Origin of the sequence: Frigoribacterium sp. 2-23 (genome assembly GCF_049601585.1) — a bacterium.
GTDB lineage: Bacteria > Actinomycetota > Actinomycetes > Actinomycetales > Microbacteriaceae > Frigoribacterium.
The window spans coordinates 3,231,993-3,249,991 of record NZ_CP187126.1 but is presented as its reverse complement, the minus strand read 5'-3'; the positions used below and the strand labels follow the sequence as shown (position 1 = coordinate 3,249,991).

Annotated in this window: 17 protein-coding genes; 11 read left to right on the top strand and 6 right to left on the bottom strand. The window is 72.8% G+C overall.

What is annotated here, in order from left to right:
- Genes ACPEEZ_RS15250 through ACPEEZ_RS15235 form a run of 4 tightly spaced genes read left to right on the top strand, consistent with a single transcriptional unit; the run spans window position 1 to window position 4,284 of the window.
- The gene (locus tag ACPEEZ_RS15250; protein ID WP_423920965.1) at window positions 1-1,326 is read left to right on the top strand and encodes an AGE family epimerase/isomerase; all 1,326 of its coding nucleotides are present in this window, start codon (window positions 1-3) and stop codon (window positions 1,324-1,326) included.
- Window positions 1,323-2,090 carry a 6-phosphogluconolactonase gene (locus tag ACPEEZ_RS15245; RefSeq protein ID WP_423920963.1) on the top strand — a complete coding sequence of 256 codons (768 nt, stop codon included), beginning with the start codon at window positions 1,323-1,325 and terminating at the stop codon, window positions 2,088-2,090. The genes ACPEEZ_RS15250 and ACPEEZ_RS15245 overlap by 4 nt, the downstream gene beginning before the upstream one ends.
- Window positions 2,087-3,286: an N-acetylglucosamine-6-phosphate deacetylase gene (locus ACPEEZ_RS15240; RefSeq protein WP_423920960.1), complete on the top strand. Its 1,200-nt coding sequence runs from the start codon at window positions 2,087-2,089 to the stop codon at window positions 3,284-3,286. Before ACPEEZ_RS15245 ends, ACPEEZ_RS15240 begins: the two co-directional genes overlap by 4 nt.
- Window positions 3,283-4,284: a LacI family DNA-binding transcriptional regulator gene (locus ACPEEZ_RS15235; protein WP_423920958.1), complete on the top strand. Its 1,002-nt coding sequence runs from the start codon at window positions 3,283-3,285 to the stop codon at window positions 4,282-4,284. Before ACPEEZ_RS15240 ends, ACPEEZ_RS15235 begins: the two co-directional genes overlap by 4 nt.
- 78 nt (window positions 4,285-4,362) lie before the next feature.
- On the opposite strand, the gene ACPEEZ_RS15230 is transcribed toward ACPEEZ_RS15235, so the two are convergent.
- On the bottom strand, window positions 4,363-4,992 hold the full coding sequence (locus ACPEEZ_RS15230) for a TetR/AcrR family transcriptional regulator (protein ID WP_423920955.1): 630 nt from the start codon (window positions 4,990-4,992) through the stop codon (window positions 4,363-4,365).
- An 84-nt stretch (window positions 4,993-5,076) separates the two neighbouring features.
- On the opposite strand from ACPEEZ_RS15230, the gene ACPEEZ_RS15225 reads away from it, so the two are divergent.
- Both ACPEEZ_RS15225 and ACPEEZ_RS15220 read left to right on the top strand, forming a co-directional pair.
- Window positions 5,077-6,882: a carboxylesterase/lipase family protein gene (locus tag ACPEEZ_RS15225; RefSeq protein WP_423920952.1), complete on the top strand. Its 1,806-nt coding sequence runs from the start codon at window positions 5,077-5,079 to the stop codon at window positions 6,880-6,882.
- Between the two features lie 81 nt (window positions 6,883-6,963).
- On the top strand, window positions 6,964-7,299 hold the full coding sequence (locus ACPEEZ_RS15220) for a DUF3140 domain-containing protein (protein ID WP_423920949.1): 336 nt from the start codon (window positions 6,964-6,966) through the stop codon (window positions 7,297-7,299).
- Window positions 7,300-7,650: 351 nt separating this feature from the next.
- Here the strand turns inward: ACPEEZ_RS15220 and ACPEEZ_RS15215 are convergent, their stop codons facing one another.
- Complete coding sequence (locus tag ACPEEZ_RS15215; protein ID WP_423920946.1) at window positions 7,651-8,727, bottom strand: nitronate monooxygenase; 1,077 nt, start codon at window positions 8,725-8,727, stop codon at window positions 7,651-7,653.
- A gap of 196 nt (window positions 8,728-8,923) precedes the next feature.
- Here ACPEEZ_RS15215 and ACPEEZ_RS15210 point away from each other — a divergent pair, with 196 nt between their 5' ends.
- Complete coding sequence (locus ACPEEZ_RS15210; RefSeq protein WP_423920943.1) at window positions 8,924-10,525, top strand: ParB/Srx family N-terminal domain-containing protein; 1,602 nt, start codon at window positions 8,924-8,926, stop codon at window positions 10,523-10,525.
- Between the two features lie 158 nt (window positions 10,526-10,683).
- Here the strand turns inward: ACPEEZ_RS15210 and ACPEEZ_RS15205 are convergent, their stop codons facing one another.
- On the bottom strand, window positions 10,684-11,523 hold the full coding sequence (locus tag ACPEEZ_RS15205) for a helix-turn-helix transcriptional regulator (RefSeq protein ID WP_423920941.1): 840 nt from the start codon (window positions 11,521-11,523) through the stop codon (window positions 10,684-10,686).
- A 145-nt stretch (window positions 11,524-11,668) separates the two neighbouring features.
- On the opposite strand from ACPEEZ_RS15205, the gene ACPEEZ_RS15200 reads away from it, so the two are divergent.
- Window positions 11,669-12,433, top strand: a complete 765-nt coding sequence (locus ACPEEZ_RS15200) for an SDR family oxidoreductase (RefSeq protein WP_423920938.1) — start codon at window positions 11,669-11,671, stop codon at window positions 12,431-12,433.
- A gap of 70 nt (window positions 12,434-12,503) precedes the next feature.
- On the opposite strand, the gene ACPEEZ_RS15195 is transcribed toward ACPEEZ_RS15200, so the two are convergent.
- Together ACPEEZ_RS15195 and ACPEEZ_RS15190 are read right to left on the bottom strand one after the other, a co-directional pair.
- On the bottom strand, window positions 12,504-13,466 hold the full coding sequence (locus ACPEEZ_RS15195; protein WP_423920936.1) for a nuclease-related domain-containing protein: 963 nt from the start codon (window positions 13,464-13,466) through the stop codon (window positions 12,504-12,506).
- 268 nt (window positions 13,467-13,734) lie between these two features.
- A complete protein-coding gene (locus tag ACPEEZ_RS15190; protein WP_423920933.1) occupies window positions 13,735-14,574 on the bottom strand; it encodes a sulfurtransferase in 840 nt (279 codons plus the stop codon).
- A 211-nt stretch (window positions 14,575-14,785) separates the two neighbouring features.
- Between ACPEEZ_RS15190 and ACPEEZ_RS15185 the strand changes: the two genes are divergently transcribed.
- Window positions 14,786-15,397 carry a TetR/AcrR family transcriptional regulator gene (locus tag ACPEEZ_RS15185; RefSeq protein ID WP_423920930.1) on the top strand — a complete coding sequence of 204 codons (612 nt, stop codon included), beginning with the start codon at window positions 14,786-14,788 and terminating at the stop codon, window positions 15,395-15,397.
- A 50-nt stretch (window positions 15,398-15,447) separates the two neighbouring features.
- Here ACPEEZ_RS15185 and ACPEEZ_RS15180 read toward each other — a convergent pair whose 3' ends face one another.
- Window positions 15,448-15,894, bottom strand: coding sequence for a MarR family winged helix-turn-helix transcriptional regulator (locus ACPEEZ_RS15180; RefSeq protein WP_423920927.1), 447 nt, complete (start codon window positions 15,892-15,894; stop codon window positions 15,448-15,450).
- Window positions 15,895-16,044: 150 nt separating this feature from the next.
- On the opposite strand from ACPEEZ_RS15180, the gene ACPEEZ_RS15175 reads away from it, so the two are divergent.
- Together ACPEEZ_RS15175 and ACPEEZ_RS15170 are read left to right on the top strand one after the other, a co-directional pair.
- Complete coding sequence (locus tag ACPEEZ_RS15175; RefSeq protein ID WP_423920924.1) at window positions 16,045-16,887, top strand: helix-turn-helix transcriptional regulator; 843 nt, start codon at window positions 16,045-16,047, stop codon at window positions 16,885-16,887.
- Between the two features lie 181 nt (window positions 16,888-17,068).
- Window positions 17,069-17,998, top strand: a complete 930-nt coding sequence (locus ACPEEZ_RS15170; protein WP_423920922.1) for an SDR family oxidoreductase — start codon at window positions 17,069-17,071, stop codon at window positions 17,996-17,998.
- The last annotated feature ends 1 nt before the right edge of the window (window position 17,999 follow it).

Sequence of the window (17,999 nt, the reverse complement as noted above, 5' to 3'; positions counted from 1 at the left end):
GTGACGACCGAAACCCGTCAGGCCCGTTACCGCGAGGAGCTGCTCGACCGCATCCTGCCGTGGTGGGAGTCGCACGCGATCGTGCCGGCAGGCGGCGTGCTGACCTGCTTCTCGAACGACGGCACGCTGCTCTCCACCGACCGCTACACCTGGTCGCAGGGCCGCTGGGCCTGGCTCTGCGCCGAGCTGTCCGAGGCGGGTGCGGCCGGCGCGCTGCCCCTCGCGGCTGAGGACTGGCGCGAGCGCGCCGTCCGCACGGCGCGCCTCCTCGAGGGCACGATCGTCGACGACGGCACCGCCGTCGCCTTCGTGACGGACGAGGAGGCGCGGCATCTGCCCGCAGACGAGGCCGGCTCGGTCGCGGTGAGTGTCTTCGCCGACCTGTTCGCGGCGCTCGGTCTCACGGGGGCCGCGGCGGTCGTCGGCCCGACGAGCCCTGCCGAGACCGCCGAGGGCGACCGGTGGACCACTGCCGCATCGGCGCTGCTCGTCTCGGCGGCCCGCCGGATCCGCGACGGCTCGGCCCCCTCGGCGCCGTACTCCGTCCCGCGCGACGTCACCGACCTCGGCCGCACGATGCTGCTCACCAGCGTCGCGACCGAGGTGCACCGCCGCACGGGCTCGCTCGAGAGCCGTGCGATCGTGGAAGAAGGAGTGCACCGCATCGTCGGACCAGGCGGCCAATGGGATCGCGATCGCTGCTGGGAGTACCGGCCCCGTGCCTCCTCGGATCTCGACACGCTCGTCGCGCGGCATCTGAACCCTGGTCACGTGCTCGAGATGGCGTGGATGCTGCTCGACGCGGCCGATCACGTGCCGGGCCTGTCGACGCCGCTGCCCGACTGGCTGCCCGAGACCGTGCTCCGCACGCTGGAGCTGGGATGGGACGACGAGCACGGCGGGCTGCTCCGCTACGTCGACCACGAGGGCGGGCCGCCGCGCGGCCGCACGCTCGGCGGCGCGTACGAGGAGCTCGTCCGCGACACCTGGAGCACCAAGCTCTGGTGGGTGCACGTCGAGGCACTGCTCGCCGCCGAGACGTTCGCCGCGCGCACCGGCGACCCGCGGTTCGAACGCTGGGCCGAGCGGCTCGCCGAGTACACGCTCGCGACGTTCCCCGATCGCAGCGACGGCGGCGACGGCGGCGACGGTCGCAGCGACGGCAGGAGCGGCACCGCCGCCCGCGGCCGCGAGTGGCAGCAGATCCGCAGCCGCGACGGCGCGCCGCTAGAACGTGTCGTCGCGCTGCCCGTCAAAGACCCCTTCCATGTTCCCCGGGCCCTGCTCCGACTGATCGGCGCCCACGAAAGGACCACCACCTCATGACCCTCGACCTCGATCTCGACATCGCGCCCGCCGTCCGCGTGCACGCCGACGCGGACGCCCTCGGACGCGCCGCCGCCTCGGATGCCGCCACGCGCCTCCGCGCCGCCCTCGACACGCAGCCGACGGCCCGGCTCATGCTCGCGGCGGCTCCGAGCCAGGAGGCGACCCTGCGCTGGCTGATCCGCGAACCCGGCATCGACTGGGCGCGCGTGGACGCCTTCCACATGGACGACTACATCGGCCTGCCGGCGTCCGCGCCGCAGGGGTTCGGCAACTGGCTCGTCTCGCGCTTCGTCGAGCCGCTCGACGGGGCGCCGACCTTCCACCGGATCGACACCACGAACGACCCGCAGGACGAGGCGCGCCGCTACGGTGACACGATGGGCCACGATCCGTTCGATCTCGTCCTCCTCGGTCTCGGAGTGAACGGGCACCTCGCGTTCAACGATCCGCCGGCGGACTTCCACGGCGCCGACGGCGCCCGCGTCGTGCCGCTCGACGTCGTCAGCCGGCAGCAGCAGGTCGACGAGGGGCACTTCCCCGACCTGGCCGCGGTACCGGCGCAGGCCATCACGGTGACGATCCCGCGCCTCCTCGATGCCCGTCATCTCGTGGCGTCCGTGCCCGGCGGCGCGAAGCGGCAGGCGGTGCGCGACAGCCTACGGCAGTCGATCGGCGGCAGACACCCGGGCACCGCGCTGCGGACACACCCCTCGGTCGTGCTCCACGTGGACGAGGCCTCGCACCCCTCCGCCGACCGATGACGGCTCGGCTCGAGGGGTCCGTCGGCGGCCGGGTCCCCGGCACCGACGAGTGGATCGACGTCTCGTATCGCGACGGAGTCGTCGTCACGATCGCCCGACGAGGCCTCACAGCCGAGGAGGCGGTGGTCGCGCCGGTCATCGCCCCCGGCTTCGTCGATGCCCAGGTGAACGGCTACGACGGACTCGACGTGAACGCCGCCGAGCCGTCGCCCGACCGCATCGTCGAGCTGACCCGTCGCCTCGCGGGCATCGGCGTGACGACGTGGACGCCGACGATCGTGACGGCGTCGGAGGACGCGATCGTCGCGGGGCTCGGCGCGATCGCCGAAGCCCGTCGCCTCGACCGCCGGACGGCCGACGCCGTGCCCGACGTGCACCTCGAGGGGCCGTTCATCTCGGATCGCGAGGGGGCGCGCGGGGTGCACGACGCCGCCGTCGTCCGCCCGATCGACCCGGCCGAGGTCGAGCGGTGGCTCGACGTCGGGGCTCCGATCGGGATCGTGACCGTGTCGCCGCACACGCCCGACGCCGCCGCGCGGATCGCCGAGGTCGCGGCGCTCGGCGTCCGCGTCGCGATCGGTCACACGCACGCGACACCCGAGCAGATCAGGGCGGCGGTCGACGCCGGCGCGACGCTGTCGACGCACCTCGGCAACGGCATCGCGGCGGAGCTGCCGCGGCACCCGAACGCACTCTGGACGCAGCTCGCCGACGACCGCCTGACCGCCGGGTTCATCGGCGACGGGCATCATCTGCCGCTCGACACGGTGGAGGTGCTGCTCCGGGCGAAGACGACGGCCCGCGCCTTTCTCGTGTCGGACATGACGGACGTCGCGGGCCGGGCGCCCGGCTCGTACGACGCCAGCGTCGGTGGTCGCGTCGAGCTGTCGGACGACGGACGGCTGTCGTTCGCCGACACGGGGTACCTGGCCGGGTCGGGCGTCGACATCGCGCGGGCGCTCCGCACGGTCGTCGCGGGGACGAGCCTGGACCTCGCCTCGGCCCTGCCGCTCGTGACGTCGACACCCGCGGGGGTGCTGTCGCATGCCCGAGCCGGGCTCGGGCAGATCGCGGTGGGGGCGCCGGCGGATCTCGTGCTGCTCGACGAGAGGAGTGGGGAGGTGCTGCGGGTCGTGCAGGGTGGGCGCGAGGTCATGGGGGTCTTGGCCGGCGCGGGGCGCGGCGGTTCGCCGTGAGACGGTCGGAGTCGTCGTCGGGTCGGCCGACGATCGTCGCGATCGCGGCCCGTCTCAACGTCGCCCCGTCGACGGTGTCGCGCGCCTTCAACCGACCGGAGCTGCTGCACCCCGACACGGTCGCGGCGGTCAAGGCGGTGGCCGAAGAGCTCGGTTACGTGCCGAACCAGCTGGCGCGCGGACTCGTCTCGGGCCGGGCGAACGCCATCGGGATCGTGCTGCCCGACATCGCCAACCCGTTCTTCCCGCCGCTGATCCGGTCGATCCAGCGCACCTCGCAGGAAGCGGGCCTCTCGGTCTTCATCGCCGACTCGGACGGCGACCCCGAGCGGGAGCGCGAGCTCATCGACAACCTCGGTCCCCAGGTGCACGGCATCATCAACATCTCGTCCCGGATGTCGAGCACGGCCCTGCGGTCGATCGCCGACAGCCAGAACATCGTCCTGATCAACCGGGACGTCGCGGACATGAGCCGCATCCTGGTCGACACCGCGCCCGCGATCGCGCAGGCCGTCGAGCTGCTCGCCTCGCTCGGGCATCGTCGGCTCGCCTACGTCGGCGGTCCGAGCGTCTCGTGGTCGAACATGTCGCGGCGGAAGGCCCTGCTCGCCGCCGGATCGGCCCACGGGATGCGGGTCGACGTCCACGCGACCGAGCTCGGCAGCTATGACGAGGCCTGGCAGCTCGCCGACGTGCTGCGCGACTCGGGGGCGACGGCCGCGATCGCCTTCGACGACGTCATGGCGCACGGGTTGTTGAACGGGCTCGCCGCCCGCGGCATCCGGGTGCCCGCCGACGTCAGCATCATCGGCTGCGACGACACGTTGACCACGAAGACCCAGCCCGAGCTGACGACGATCACGTCCGATCTCGACGCGACCGCCCGCGAGGCGACGCGCGTGCTGCTCGCCCACCGCGGCCGCAGCCGGCTGAGCCCGACGCGGACCGTTCACGGGTCGCTGCTGCTGCGCGGCGGGACCGTGGGGCCGGTGTCTTAGGGACGCGACGTGCGTCGGGGAGGTGCTCGCGCCTCCTCGGGTGTGTCGTGCTCGTCATGTGGGTGCGGCGGCGACGCGTCAGCGCCCGGCGGCGCCCTCGACGGTCAGCCCCCGCAGGACCGCCGCGACCGTGACACGCTGCGTCCGACCGGCGTCGGAGTCGACGGCCGACTGGCTCAGGGCTCCGATATGGGCCGCGACCACGGACTTCGCCAGCTGCGTCGCATCGACGACGGGGACCCGGCCGTGCACGGCTGCCAGGGCGACGAACCGGTCGCCCAGCTCGCCGACGGCGTGCGTGTCGTCCATCAGCATCCCCTCGGCGAAGACGGGGTCGGCGGCGGCGCGGGCCAGCAGGACCGATCGCAGGGAGAACCACTCTCGGCTCTCGGGCAGGGCGGCGAGCAGCTGGCCCACCGCACCCTCGAGGGTCGGTTCGTGCGTGTCGTCGGCGAGCTGCGTGTCGAGTGCCGCCCACAGTCGGTGCCAGACGGAGGCCGCCTGCTCCTGGTGCAGCGCGAGGTAGAGGTCGTCGACGCTGGTGAAGTTCGAGTAGAACGCCCCGCGGGTGAACCCGGCTCGGGTGCAGATGTCGCCCACGCTCTGCCGGATCGTCCCGGTGTCCTCGAACAGACCGGCCGCGGCCACCAGCAGGCGCCGTCGGGTCTCGCTCCGATGCCGCCCCGAGACGGTCTTGACCTCGCTCACGGCATCAGCCTAGGCGCTCGGTTGCAGTTCTCCACCCATTTCAGTACGTTTTGTATCAAATACAGAACGTACTGAGAGGGAGAGATGACCAGGAAGCAACGTCGTGAGCTGTGGTGGATCCCGATGGCCCTCATCGGACTCGTCGGCGTCGCGCTCGCCTGGCTGAACGGGGTCCCGTGGTGGGGGTGGCTGCTCCTCGCCGCGAGCCTGGCGCTCACCGCGTTCGCCGTGCGCGCGCTCCGTCGTCGACGGTGGTTCGTGCGAGGGGCGGCCTGGGTCGTGACCGTGGGTCTCGTCGTGGGCACGGCGCTCGCGGCCGGCCCGATCCCGGGGACGAGGCAGCTCGACGGCCCGCGGACCGAGCCCGTGGCGACGGCGCAGGGCGACGTCGTCGGCATCCACGACGACGAGTCTCAGGTCGATGCCTTCGCCGGTATCCCCTACGCCGCGCCTCCGGTCGGTCCTCTGCGCTGGGAGGCGCCGCAGCCCGCCGAACCGCGATCGACGACCCTGATCGCGGACGACTTCGGTCCCTCCGCCGTCCAGCCGGAGTCGACCGTCGTCACCCGGGCCCTGACCCGCGTGCTGGACCTGCCGCTCGAGCAGACGCTGCTGGGCGGATACGCGTCGGACGAGGACAGCCTGCGGCTCAACGTCTGGAAGCCGTCGCGAGCCTCCGTGGACGGCCCGCGACCCGTGCTCGTCTACCTGCACGGAGGCTCGTTCACCTCGGGGTCGGGGGCCCTGCCCGCGTACGACGGCACCTCCCTCGCGTCACGCGGCGATGTCGTCGTCGTCACCGTCAACTACCGGCTCGGGGTCTTCGGGTTCCTCGCCGCGGACGCGCTCGGGGGTGCGACCCCCGGCAACCAGGGGTTGCTCGATCAGATCGCCGCCCTCCAGTGGGTGCACGACAACATCTCGGCGTTCGGCGGCGACGCGGGGCGGGTGACGGTGGCCGGCGAGTCGGCGGGCTCGGGCAGCGCCTGCATCCTCGGTGCCTCGCCGCTGGCGGCGGGCCTGGTGCACGGCATCATCGGCGAGAGCGGAGGCTGCCTGGGGGCCGCGGGAGATCGCGGCGACGGCGACTTGTACGACGACGTCGATCGCGCCCGTGACGCCGCCCGCGACCTGAGTGCCGCGTTGGGCGGGGCGAGTCTGGAGGAGATGCAGGCGATGCCGACCGAGCGCATCGCCGAGGCCGCGGCGTCGGAGGGCCTGTCGACTCACTGGTGGCCGACGGTCGACGGCGCCGTCCTGCCCGACACGCCCGCCGCGATCTACGACGCCGGTCGGCAGAACGACGTGCCCCTGCTGCTCGGCAGCAACGCCGACGAGACGTCGCTCGACCTGATCGGCGGGGTCGACTCCGACCCGGCGACCTACGCCCGGGAGGCCCGTGAGAAGCAGGGTGCCGACGCCGAGCGCTTCCTCGAGCTGTACCCGGGAGGAGACCCGGCCCAGGTCGTCGAGTCCCGCCTGCGTTCGGGGACCGACGAGGCGATGACGGCCCCGATGCGCCGGTGGGCGACCGCCGCGGCGTCGACCGGGCAGTCGTCCGTGTACGCCTACCACTTCACGCGGACTCCGCCCGAGGCCGGCCTCGAGCGCTTCGGCGCGTATCACGGGGCCGAGGTCATGTACGCGTACGGCAACCTGGGCGCCGACGGTCACGCGTCGTACACCGAGGTCGATCATCGGCTCGAAGCGGAGATGACGTCGGCCTGGCTCTCGTTCGTGTCCCGGGGCGACCCGAACAACGGGGAGCTGACCCGGTGGCCGACCGTTCAGGAGGCGCGTGACCGGGTCCTCGAGTTCGGCGACGTCACGTCCGTGGTCACCCGGCCGTCCCCGGATGCGGTCGACTTCTGGCTCGGTGTCGAGGGCTAGCGCGACCGGCCGCTGGCGCGCGTACCGTGCAGGGCATCGCGTGCGGCTCGCCGCCGCCCACCCGAGAGGAGCAGCCCCGAGATGGCCGAGAAGAACGAGTCCGAGACCCGAGACGACTTCGGCGAGGCGGTCAACATGACCGCGTCCGAGATCGAGAAGTGGCTCGACACCGACGAGTCGAAGGAGGTCGGCCAGAAGGACGGCGGCGGCGAGTCGACCGGGCACGAGAGCGGTCGGCACATCGTGCGCATTCTGAAGAAGAAGCAGGCCGACTACACCGACGCCGACTACGCGCACATGCGCAAGGTCGTCGGCTATGTCGCCCGGCACTCGAAGCAGCGCCCCTCGGGCGACGTCACCGACACGGCCTGGCGCTGGTCGCTGATGAACTGGGGACACGACCCCAAGAAGCGGTGAGTCGGACGACGGCGGCAGCGGCGTCGGTAGTCCGACCTCGTCGGCGACCTCGGTCACGCCCGGGTTTGTGCTTGCGGCCCTGCTTGCTGCGATCGCGCGGCGGGCGGGAGGTGCTTTTCCGTTCCGGCTCATTCGGTTCGAAGCGTAGGACGGTGCGACGCATAAGTAGGGGTGGTGGGGGCGGGGTGCGCGAACGGTTCTACGGTTTGAACCGTAGGAGCTTGTGAGGAAAGACACGTGCTCGCGGCTGACGCTGACGGCTGACGGCTGACGGCTGACGGCTGACGGCTGACGGCTGACGCCGGGGCCGGCACCGGCGCCGAGCGCGACCGCCAGGTGAGAACGGCCGGGCTACGGGTGACGCGGCTCCGGGCCAGCGAGGTCCGCGAGGATCTCGGCGACCGGGGCGTCGCGGGCTCCACGCCAGCCCTGACCGGCCCACAGGTTCAGCGCCGACGCATCGCCGGCCGCCGTGGCCGCGACCCGCAGCGGCTTCGTCAGGTGATGCAGCGCGGGGTAGCCGCTCACCGCCTCCGGCTCGTGATCACGCACGAATCGATTCACGAGCGCCCGCGCGGGGCGCCCGGTGAAGGCCCGCGTCAGGACCGTCTCGTCGTACTGCTCGTCGGCCAACGCCTCCTTGTGCAACCCGGAGGCACCGCTCTCCGGCGACCGGAGCACCGCCGTCCCGACGACGACGGCCGAGGCTCCCGCAGCGACTGCCTTATCGACATCACGGCGACCCGCGATCCCGCCCGCCGCAGCCACGGGCAGGGTCGTGGCCGCGACGACGCGGGCGACGAGCTCGGGCAGCGGCACGTCTTCCGGCTGCGCACCCGGCGCCCAGACCCCCGAGTGTCCCCCGGCACCCCAGCCCTGCACGACGAGCACGTCGACTCCGGCCGCCTCCGACCGCACCGCCTCCTCCACGCTCGTGACCGTCTGCAGCAGCACCGTCCCGACCTCGTGCAACCTCGACACGACGGAGGCGCGGGGCAGCCCGAACGTGAAACTCACCACGGGTACGGGGTCGGCTACCAGGGCGGCGATCTTGGCATCCCACTCGTCGTCGTCCTCCCTCGGTGCGACGGCCGGGTCGTCGACACCGAGGCGTCGGGCCGTGCTCCGCAGTGCTCGCGCATAGCGCTCGTACTCCTCGGCGACGACGGGATGCACGTTCGGCACGAAGAGATTCACGCCGAAGGTCGTCACGCCGGCCGCGCGCACGGCCATGATCTCGTCGACCATCGCCGCGGCCGACTTGTACCCCGCGGCGAGTTGCGCGAACGATCCGGCACGGGCCGCGGCGATCACCAGCTCGGGCCGAGACGGTCCGCCGGCCATCGGGGCGACCCAGACGACGCCGAGGCCGACGAGCGGTGCAGGCAGCACGTGCGGTCGCGGCGGGAGGCTCGTGTCGGGGGCCATCGGAGTTCCGTTCCTGGCGCGGGGTCGCAGGTCGTGCCTCCTTCATCTTGCCGCGGGCGTGCGGCGGGCGTGCGGCGGGCGGCGGCGCTGCGCGACACCCGTCGTTCACCTGCCGGACACCGGCTCGTTCGGAGCGTCGTGCACGATCGTCAGGCTCGCCCGAGCCCCCTCGACTCGACCGAAAGCAGAACTCCCGATGCCCCGCTTCTCCCCCCGACTCGCCTGGACGGCGGCCGCGGCGATCGCCCTCGTCGGCGGCGCCCCGCTGCTGTCGGCGACGACCGCGCTCGCGGCTCCGGCGCCCGCTGCAACGACCGCAGCGCACGCTGCAGCGACCCCTGACTACACCGCCGCGAAGGCCGACGACCTCGTCGACGTGCGCATCGGCGACGTCCGTCCGACGCAGCCGTCGCTCGGCTACGACGAGGTCTACTACAAGCTCGGCCGCTACAGCGCGCTCGGCAAGGACACGATCAACAAGCGGTTCGACGACTGGTGCGAGGCCAACGGTCAGGGCGAGGCCGCGACGGCATCGGCCGCCTCGCGTCTCGACGACCCGACGTCGTTCACCTGCACGATCGCGGTCGGCTCCGAGACCGCAGCCAGCATCGCCCCGATGAAGACGGTCGTGATCGGCCCGGGCGGATCGCTGTACCTGACGGACGGCCACCACACGCTCACCTCGTTCGCCGAGACGGCCGACGGAGGCCTGAACCTGCACGTGCGCCTGCGCGTCCTCGGCAACCTGAGCACCCTCGACACGGCCACGTTCTGGCAGACCATGAAGGACAACAAGTGGGTCTGGCTCCGTGACGTCAACGGCGCCCCGGTCAGCATCGACGCGCTGCCGAAGAGCGTCGGCCTCAAGAACTTCGAGAACGACAAGTACCGCAGCATCATGTACTTCAGCCGCGACATCGGCTTCGCGGCCGACGGCAAGGTGCCCTTCCAGGAGTTCTACTGGGGCTCGTGGCTCCGCGACCAGAAGGCCGTCGACCTGAGCGCGTGGGACGCCTCCGACCGCGACAGCTACCTCGCCACCGTCAAGGCGGTCACCGAGGCGCAGGTCGCGCTGGCTCCCGACGCCGTCGTCGACAGCGGCTACACCGCATCGCAGCTGAGCGTCCTCTCGCAGTGGAACGCCGGCAAGAAGGTCGACAAGGGCGAGTTCGGCAAGCTGTCCGCGCCCCTGACGGACGCCAAGCCCGGCAAGCTCGCGTACGCCATGGCGTACAAGGCGACGCTGCCCGCTCCGACGGACCCGACCGACCCGACGACGCCGCCGACGGACCCGACCGACCCGACCACGCCGCCGACCGACCCGACCACGCCGCCCGTCGACCCGACCACTCCGCCCGTCGACCCGACCACGCCCCCGGCCCAGCCCGGACCGGGTGCGGGCGCGCCGTCCGTGACCGTGTCGGGCGAGCTGCGAGCCGGAGGCGCGATCACCGTGACCGGCGCCGGCTTCGCACCCCGCACCTCCGGGTTGCAGGTCTGGATCCGTTCCACCCCGCAGCTGCTGGGCACCGTGTCGACGGACTTCTCCGGAGCCTTCCGCCTCGCGGCCGTCCTCCCCGCGAACCTGCCGGCCGGCGCGCACACCGTCGCCGTCACGCTGAACGGCGTCGACGTCGCGGCGCAGGCCGTGACGGTCGCCGCTGCTCGTGCGGCGGACCCGTCGGGCTCGCTGGCGTTCACCGGATCGTCGTCGACCGAGGCCGGACTCGCGCTGGCCGCCGGGCTGCTGCTCGCCGGTGTCGCGACCGTGGCCGTGGTGCGCCGCCGCCGCGCGTAGTCGCTCTGCAGCGCAGGCGCCGAGGTGCCCGGGGAGACCTGGGCGGCTCGGCGCCTTCGTCGTTTTCGGGGTTGCTGCTGTGCGTCGTGTGGTGTTTGCGGCGTCGTGTGGCGTTCGTGCGCGACAGGATGCCGCGAACGCGACACGACACGCCGGGGTCAGGGCTGCGGCAGCGCGGCGCTCGCCGCGAGCAGGCGCAGCTTCTCGGCGCTCGCCCCGTGCGGCGCCGGGTAGTAGAGCACCAGCAGCAGCCCGGCGACCGGGAGCTTCTCGCGATGCAGCTGCAGGGCTCCGAGGCTCGGGTGGTGCATCGTCGTGCTGCCGCCGTCGAGCCGGCCGACGTCGTGCCGCGCCCACAGGGTGCGGAACCGCCCGCTCGCGAGTGACAGCTCCCCCACGAGCTCGACGGCCCGCGGGTCGCTCACCGCGTCGCCGACCGAGTTGCGGAACGCCGCGACCATGTCGACGGTCGCCTGCTCCCAGTCGTCGTGGAACTCCCGCTCCTCCGGGTCGAGCATCAACGACCGGAGGCGGTTCTCACCGGGCACGAGACGCGGCGAGAACGCGACGGCGAGGGAGTTCGACGCGAGCACGTCGAAGTACCGACCCTCCACGAAGGCGGGCACGTCGACCGCCGCGAGCAGATGGTGCAACCGCTCGGGCACGTGCTCGGCCCGCCGCCGGGTGCGAGCCGGCCGCGCGCCCTGCCGCTGCCGCGCGGTCCCGAGACCGATCAGGTACTCGGTCTCGACGTCGTCGAGGTGCAGGACCCGGGCCAGCGCCTCCAGCACCTGGGCGGACGGGTTGCCGTCCCGCCCGCGCTCGAGCCGCAGGTAGTAGTCCGCGCTGATGCCGGCGAGCAGGGCCACCTCTTCCCGGCGCAGCCCCGGCACACGGCGGTGCGAACCCGCGGGGAGCCCGGCCTGCTCGGGCGTCACCAGTCCGCGTCGGGCGCGCAGGTACTCGCCCAAGCGGTTCGGTTCGCGGTCGTCGGTCATGCCGCTCACGATAGCCGCGGCCCTCGCCGGCAAGAGAGGCCCCCGCACACCCCTGATCAGCGGGGACCTGTCTCGCCCGGGCGGCGCGGACGAGCATCGTGTCGACCGAAGAACGACCGAAGAACCAGAGAGACGAGAAGGACACATGGACATCACGAATCGCACCGTGCTCATCGTGGGAGGCACCTCCGGCATCGGGCTCGGCCTCGCCCGCCGCTTCGCCGCCGCGGGCAGCACCGTCATCGTCGGCGGACGTCACCCCGAGGCCGTGACCGGGCTCGCACCGGAGTTGGCGACGGTCACGGTCGACGTGACCCGTGCCTCCTCGGTTCTGGAGGCTCGGGACGACGTCCTGCGCCGGTTCCCCGAGCTGGACGTCGTCGTGACGATGTCGGGCGTGCTGCTGCAGGAGGACCTGCGCGACCCGGCACACGGGGCGCAGGCCGAGGAGACGATCCAGGTGAATCTGCTCGGGACGATCCGGGTCGTCGACGCGTTCACGCCGCACCTGCTCGCGCGCGGCGCCGCGACCGGACGGGCCGACGTCATGACGGTGTCGTCGGGGATCGCCTTCCTGCCGTTCCCGCTGATGGCGTCGTACGGGGCGTCGAAGGCCGGCGTGCACGCGTACACCGAGGCCCTCCGGGCCCAGCTCGCGGGGTCGGGTGTGGAGGTGACCGAGCTGATCCCGCCGGCGGTGGCGACCGCGGGGCAGGAGAAGGTCAACCCGGCCGCGCTGCCGCTCGACGGGTACCTCGACGAGGTGATCGGGCTGCTCACGGCGGAGCCGACGCCGCGCGAGGTCGTCGTGGCGGCGGCGCAGTACCTGCGGTGGGCGGAGCGGGACGGCACCTACGCCGAGCTGCTGGCGAAGCGGTCGGAGGCGCTGCGGTCGCTGCCCGGGCGGTGAGGCGCGTGGTGGGCCGCGGGCGGGCCGCGGACGGGGCGGGGCGGGGCGGGGCGCGGCGGTCGCCTCGGGATCAGCCTCGCTCGACCCGCGCCTCCTCGACGTATGCGCCGAAACGGAGGGTGTCCGCACCGTACGAGCCGAGCAGGCCCACGATCTCCTCGACCCGAGCCCGCGAGAACTTCTTCGCCGGCCGGCCGGTGAGCTCGCGGACGACGGAGGCGAGCTGTGCCGGGGCGGCGACGATGCGGGTGGTGGCCCCACCCTCGGCGACGTCGCGGTCGGCCGCGAACACGGTGGCCTGCGGATGCGAGTAGAGCACGCACGTGTCGACCCAGAATCGCGCCCCGATCTCTGTGTACACCCGATCGGCGAGGCGACGAGCCTGGCGTCGCACCTGCGCGGCCGGCGACGTGGGGCCGAGATGCGACCGCACCGTCAGCACCGTCGGCGAGTCGTCCTTGACCTGCAGGGCGAACGGCGGGTCGAGTTTCGTCTCGTCGAAGAGCCCCGAGAACGCCGGGAAGACACTGCTCGGCGTCCTGCCGTCGAAGACGATGCCGCGCCAGCCCTTGTTCTCGATGACGAGGACTCCGGCCTCGCAGACGAGCACGTGGTCGACCTGGACCACGAAGCGTCCGGAGGCGGTGGTCTCGGTCGGCACGAAGACCACGTTGGTCAGCAGCACGGCGTCCGCCGCCACGGTGCGTATCGCGTCTGCGATCAGGTCGCGCGACGTCGCCTCCCACTTGAGCCCCGTGGCGAGGAGATCGCGGGCCTGCCGCGCCTCGTCGAGGGCGCGCTCCCTCGCGGAGGCCAGCTCGCTCAGCTCGCGGTCGTGATCGTCGCGGGCCCGGGCCATCTGGTCCTCATGGATGGAGGAGAGGGCGAGCTGCCGCTCGTGCGCGAGTCGGGCTTGATCGGCCGCCGCCGCTCGGGCCTGCTTCAGACGGTGACGCAGCACGAGACCCATGACCAGGACGGCGACGAGGAGAAGAGCGGCAACCGCCCACGGAACGGTCTCGAGGAGGGGCATGAGGCCAGCACAACACGCGAGGGCAGGTCGAGCGATGATGCCCCGCCGACGGTGGGCGTCTCGGATCGAGCACAGACCGAGGATGGGCGGTGCGGGCCGAGCCCCCTTGGTGCTCTGCGTCGCCCTTGACGCAGAGACACGGGCCAGGAGATTCGGGTCTCCTGACGGTTCGTGCGACGGATCGCACGGGGGCGCCTAGGGAACGCCCGAGAGAGTGTTCGGAGCGGGCGCGTCACCCGTTTGGGTGTCGTGCTCGCGCCCCCGCGCGTCAGGCGCGCGGCTCGCCGACCTCGATCGGCCAGTCGGCGCGCGACCCCCACTCCGACCACGAGCCCGGGTACAGCCGCGCCCCCTCGACCCCGGCGCGCTCGAGCGCGAGCAGGTCCGTGCACGCCGTCACGCCGCTGCCGCAGTACGCGACCACGCGACTCCCGGTCTCGACACCGCGCTCGGCGTAGTGCTCGCGCAGCTGCGACGCGTCGAGGAAGAACCCGTCCGCGTCGAGGTTCGTGGCCCAGGGGGCGGAGGCCGCTCCGGGGATGTGCCCGCGCCTCGGGTCGAGTGCCGACTCGGCCTCACCCGTGTAGCGATCGTGCGCGCGGGCGTCGAGGAGCACGTCGAAGGCACTCGCCGCACCCACGTCGGCCGGGGTCACGAACCGCTCGGCCGGCCAGGGCACGGGCTCGCGTGTCACGGCGGCGCGCTCGACCCGGCCGGTCTCGAGCTCGCCCTGCCAGGCTCCGAGTCCTCCGTCGAGGAGCGCGGCCGGCTGCCCGATGACCCGCAACAGCCAGACGAGCCGTGCGGCGACCGATCCCGACACGTCGTCGTAGGCGATCACGGTCGCGTCCGACGGGATGCCGCGTCGACCGAGGGCGGCGGCGAGATGCTCCGGGGTCGGGAGGGGGTGACGGGCCCCGGCGGGGTCGCGCGGTGACGACAGGTCGTCGTCCATGCTGACCCAGACGGCTCCAGGGAGGTGGCCCTGCTCGTAGGCCTCCTCGCCGCTGCGGCCGTCCGCGTAGTAGCGGACGTCGACGACCACGACCCCCTCGTCGGAGGCGCGGGCTCGGTACCACTCGGAACTCACGATGGGCGGGACGGTCACGACGGTCTCCTCGGGGTCGGCGGTGCGGGCGGTGCGGTGGTGCGGGTCGTGCAACGGTGCGGGGCCCGGACTGCCCACGGTACGCGGCCCCGCAGGCGGGCTCTGTTCGCAATCGGGATCACCGAGGTGCCCGAGACGGACCCGAGTCCAGCTGGACGCTCTAGTCTGGCCTCACGCGCATCGACCGACCAGGACGCCGATATCTAAATCCATGACTGCCACCCCGACACTCACCGCTCCGGCGACGCTCACGAGCGCGCAGCGAGACGTCATCACGGCCGCCGACTCGCTCTTCACCGAGAACGGCATCTCGCCCGTATCGGTCGAGCAGATAGCCCAGCGCGCCGGCCTCTCGCCGGCCGCGCTCGCGGACGCGTTCGAGAGCAAGCGCGACATCCTGATCGCCGTCCTCGCCTGGAAGCACCAGGGCTGGATGCACAAGCTCGCCTGGATCTCCGCGACGACGACCGATCCTCGCGACGAGATCCTCAACATCTTCAGCTACCTGGAAGAGTGCTTCACCGACACCTCGTGGCGAGGCTGCGCCTTCATCAACGCGTATGGCGAACTGGGCCGCTCCGACGACGGCATCGGCGCGCTCGCGGCCGAGCACTTCTCCGAGGTGGAGCGCCACATCGGCGTGCTCTGCGAGCGGGCCGGCATGCCGTCGCACGTCGCCGAGACGCTGACCCTGCTCATCCAGGGCGCTCGCGCCGAGTCGGGCATCCACCACACCGTGCGTCCGGCCCGTGCCGCGCGCCTCGGCGCCGCGATGCTGATGTCGGTCTACCAAGACGACGACGCGCTCCCCGACTTCTCGTAGACCGCGCCTCCTGCGGTCCCGGCGCCGCCACCGCCGCCACCACCCCCGCGTCAGGCGTCGCGCAGCGACCCGACCATCGCGCGCAGCAGCCGCCGCGCCGTCGCCTGGTCGTCCGCGCTCAGCTCGCCGAGCATCCGCACCTCGACCGAGCGCACCGCCGCCGACGCCGCGGCCAGCTTCTCGCGCCCGGCCGACGTCAGCTCGGTCGGCAGGGCCCGCCCGGCGGGGGCCTCGGTCGCCCGTGTCACCTGCCCGGCGCGCTCGAGCGACTGCAGCAGCACGTTCATCGACTGCCGTGTGACGAAGGTGCCGCGCGCGAGCTCCGAGTTCGACAGCCCGGGCCGCTGTGCCAGCAGCTCGAGGCACGAATAGTGCGTGATGGTCATGTCGAGCGGCCGCAGGACCTCCTCCATCGAGAGGCGGAGGGCGCTCGCCGCCTCTTTCAGCAGGTAGCCCAGCGAGGTCTCGAGGTGCACCCCGGCTTCGTCCTGAGTCATGTCAGTAGTGTGACATGCATCGGCACGATGCGGTGAGACACGAGGAGGCGCGGGTCGGGGTGGATCGCCAGGCCCTGGACCCGGCATCCCCACCGGGCTAGAAAGGGCACGACACCGCTCAAGCCCCCCGACCCGACGAGAAGAGCCCCCATGATCGACCGCCCGGCCCTGGCCGATTTCCTGCGGAGGAGGCGCGAGTCGCTGCAACCCGAGGACGTCGGCCTGTCGAGGGGGCCGCGTCGCAGGACGGACGGGCTCCGCCGCGAGGAGGTCGCGGCGCTCTGCCACATGTCGACCGACTACTACGCGCGGCTGGAGCGCGGCACCGGTCCGCACCCCTCCGAGCAGATGGTCGCGTCGATCGCGCAGGGCCTGCACCTCTCGCTCGACGAGCGCGACCACGTCTTCCGGCTCGCGGGCCACCGGCCGCCCGATCGCGGCCCAGCCGGCGATCACGTCGGCCCGGGGCTGCTGCGCATCCTCGACCGCCTCGACGACACCCCCGCCGAGGTGATCAGCGAGCTCGGCGAGACGCTGCTGCAGACCCGTCTCGGCGTGCTCCTCCTCGGGGATGCCACGCGGCGCACCGGACCCGACCGAAATCTCGGCTATCGCTGGTTCACCGACCCGGAGGCGCGCGCGGCCTACCCCGCCGCCGAGCGCGAGCAGTTGTCGCGCGTCTACGCCTCCGGCCTGCGCGAACTCGTCGCCCTGCGCGGCCCGGGCTCGCGGGCCGCACGGATGGTCGAGCTCCTGGCCGACGACGAGGGCTTCCGTCGCGTGTGGGACGCCCAGGAGGTGGGCGTGCGGATGCCGGACGTCAAGCGGTTCCGGCATCCGGTCGTGGGCGAGCTCGAGCTGCAGTGCCAGACCCTGCTCGACCCCGATCAGTCGCATCGGCTGCTCGTCTACACGGCCGTCCCGGGCAGTGAGAGCGCGGAGAAGCTGCAGCTGCTGGCCGTGGTGGGCGACCAGGCGCGGACCGGCGCCTGATCGGTCGACGCGACCCGTGCCTCCTCGGGTCCTGCGCCGCCGGGCGGCGCGTGCACCGCGGCGCCGTCGGGGCTGACCCGGCAGCCGCTGATCGGGAGGCCCTGGTTGCGATCGCGGGACCGGTCGAGCATTGGGTGCACCACCGCTTCGGCGGGCCACCACACGATCCAGGGAGCGCGCCGTGCCACGGACATCCGACCTCATCATCCCCGACCTGACCGGCACGCTCGCCGTCGTCACCGGAGCCAGCGACGGCCTCGGGCAGGTCATCGCCACCCGCCTCGCCGGGGCGGGCGCGGAGCTCGTCCTGCCGGTGCGCAACCCGGCGAAGGGCGATGCCGCCGTGGCGCGCATCCGGGCGCGGACGCCCGGCGCCCTGGTCAGCACGCGGCCGCTCGACCTGTCGTCGCTGGCGTCGGTCGCGGCGTTCACGGCGGCGCTCCGGGAGGAGGGGCGGCCGGTCAACCTGCTCGTCAACAACGCGGGTGTCATGCAGCCGCCGACACGGCAGGTGACGGACGACGGCTTCGAGCTGCAGATGGGCACGAACCACCTCGGGCACGTCGCGCTGACGCTCGGGCTGCTGCCTCTGCTGCGCGCCGGTCGCGCCCGCGTGACCCACCAGACGAGTGTCGCCGCGCGCTCGGGCTCGGTCGACCCCGACGACCTCAACCCCGTCGACGACTACGCCGTCATGAGGGCGTACGCGGCGTCGAAGATCGCGGTCGGCCTGTTCGGACGCGAGCTCGACGCCCGCAGTCGCGCGGGAGGCTGGGGCATCAGCAGCACCGTCGCACACCCCGGTGTCTCGCCGACCAACCTGTTGGCCGCCCAGCCGGGCATGGGACGCGACCGGGCCCAGGTCTCGCGCCGGGTGATCAGCCTGCTGTCGCGCGTCGGCGTGCTCGGGACGGTCGAGAGCGCGGCGGAGCCCGCCCTCCGGGCCGCGGTCGACCCGAGCGCGCGGGGCGACGAGTTCTACGGGCCGTCCCGGACGGTCGGCGGTCGGGCCGTCCGCGTGCCGTTCTGGCGGCCGCTGGACGACGCCGACCGGGGCCGCCGGCTCTGGGACGCATCGGAGCGGCTCGTCGGCGCGTTCGTCGGCGACTGAC